This is a genomic window from Corallococcus sp. CA047B, from assembly GCF_003612065.1.
GTDB classification, from domain to species: Bacteria; Myxococcota; Myxococcia; order Myxococcales; family Myxococcaceae; genus Corallococcus; species Corallococcus praedator.
This window is the reverse complement of the sequence record NZ_RAWD01000591.1, coordinates 1-2,325: the sequence shown is the minus strand read 5'-3', so window position 1 is coordinate 2,325 and position 2,325 is coordinate 1. Positions and strand designations below refer to the sequence as shown.

At 71.5% G+C, this 2,325-nt stretch carries 1 protein-coding gene; it reads left to right on the top strand.

Annotated elements, in window-relative coordinates:
• The coding region (locus D7X74_RS41315; RefSeq protein WP_147446892.1) for a condensation domain-containing protein at nt 1-2,325 on the top strand (2,325 nt) is incomplete at both ends.

The following is a 2,325-nucleotide window of genomic DNA, read 5'->3' as shown; positions in this document are numbered from 1 at the left end:
GGGCGGAGGACAACTTCTTCGACCTGGGAGGCCACTCGCTGCTGGCGACGCAGGCGATGTCGCGGGTGCGCGGTGCCTTCGGGGTGGAGCTGCCCCTGCGGGCCCTCTTCGAGGCGTCCACCGTCTCCAGGCTCGCGCTGCGCGTGGACGAAGCGCTGCGTGCGCGGCAGGGCGTGAAGGTGCCTCCGCTGACGCCGATGGTGCGCACCGGTGAGCTGCCGCTGTCGTTCGCGCAGCAGCGTCTGTGGTTCCTGGATCAGCTCCAGCCGGGCAATGCCTCCTACAACGTGGCGACAACGGTCCGGCTGGAGGGCGCGCTGGACGTGGCCGCCCTGGAACATGCGGTGACGGAGCTGGTGCGCCGGCACGAGGCCCTGAGAACAACCATCCAGTCGAGCGACGGTCTGCCGTTCCAGCGCATCTCCCCACCGGGTGCCCTGGCGTGGGACGTCATCGACGTGAGCGGACACCCGGATCGCGAAGCCGAGGCCCAGCGCCTCGTCGATGCGTGGACGCGCGCGCCGTTCGATCTCGCGCGGGGACCCCTGCTGCGCACGCGCGTGGTGCGCACCGGGGAGCACGAACACCTGCTCGCGATGGTGATGCACCACATCGTCTCCGACGGTTGGTCCATGGGCGTCCTCGTGCGCGAGGTCGTCGCGCTGTACGCGGCGCATCTGGCAGGCCGTCCCTCGCCGCTGCGGGAGCTGGCGGTGCAGTACGTGGACTTCGCCGCGTGGCAGCGCGGCTGGCTGAAGGACGAGGTGCTCGACGCGCAGGTGGCGTGGTGGCGCGAGCAACTGGACGGCGCGCCCCGGGTCATTGAACTGCCCACGGACCGTCCGCGCACGGCCGCCCCGCTGCTCCGGGGAGCACGCCGCTCCATGACGATTGCTCCCGCGCTGCGTGACGCGCTGTGGAGCCTGGGGCGCAAGGAGGGCGCTACGCCCTTCATGCTGCTGCTGGCGGCGTGGCAGGTGATGCTGTCGCGCTACAGCGGGCAGGACGACGTCAGCGTGGGCACGCCCATCGCGGGCCGCAACCGCACGGAGCTGGAAGGACTCATCGGCTTCTTCGTCAACACGCTGGTGCTTCGCGCCCGGCTGGGCGGTGCGCTGACCTTCCGGGATCTGCTCAAGCAGGTGCGTGAGACGACGCTCGGCGCGCAGTCGAACCAGGAGGTGCCGTTCGAGAAGCTGGTGGAGGCCCTGCGGCCCGAGCGCGACCTGTCTCGACCGCCGCTCTTCCAGGTGATGTTCACGTTCGAGAACCCCCCTCCGCCCGAGGCGACGCTCCCGGGTGGATTGCGCCTGAGCCCGGTGGAGACCGGCGCCCACACGGCGAAGTTCGAGCTGTCGCTGTCCCTGGCGGACACTGCCGGAGGCCTGCTCACGGCGATCGAATACAGCCCGGACCTCTACGACGACGCCACCGCGACGCGGATGCTCGCCCACCTCCAGGTCCTCCTGGAGGCCATCGTCGAGGAGCCCGGCCAGCGCGTGAGCGACCTGCCCCTGCTCCCGGAAGCGGAGCGCCAGCGGGTCCTGGTGGAGTGGAACCATACCGCGCGCGACTACGCGCGGGACGCCTGCGTGCATCACCTGTTCGAGGCCCAGGCCGCGCGGACGCCGGACGCGGAGGCGGTGCGCTTCGAGGGCGAGGTCCTCACGTACGCGCAGCTCGATCGTCAGGCCAACCAGCTCGCGTGGTACCTGCGAGAGCTGGGCGTGGGGCCCGAAGTGCGCGTGGGCCTGTGCGTGGACCGCTCGCCCCGGATGGTGGTGGGCCTGCTGGGCATCCTGAAGGCCGGCGGTGCGTACGTGCCGCTGGACGCGACGTACCCAACGCCGCGGCTGCGCTTCATGCTGTCCGACGCGGGCGTGGCCGTGGTCGTCACGCTGCAGCGGTTCGCGGACACGCTGCCGCTGGCGGACGAGCGGGTGGTGCTGCTGGACTCCCATGCGGTCGGGGTGCGCTCGCGTCCGGAGACGCGGTGCGACGCGGGCGTGGACGCGGGGCACCTCGCGTACGTGCTCTACACGTCGGGCAGCACCGGTCAGCCCAAGGGCGTGATGGTGCCGCACGGCGGGTTGAACAACTACGTCTCCTGGGCCCTGGAGGCGTACGGCCTGGAGCGGGGCATTGGCGCGCCGGTGCACTCGCCGGTGGTGTTCGACCTGACGGTGACCAGCCTGTTGGTGCCGCTCGTCGCGGGCCGGGGTGTGTGGCTGCTGCCGGAGTCGGACGGGGTGGAGGGGCTTGCGCGAGCGCTGCGAGCCCGCGCGGACTACAGCCTGGTGAAGCTGACGCCGGCGCACTGGGAAC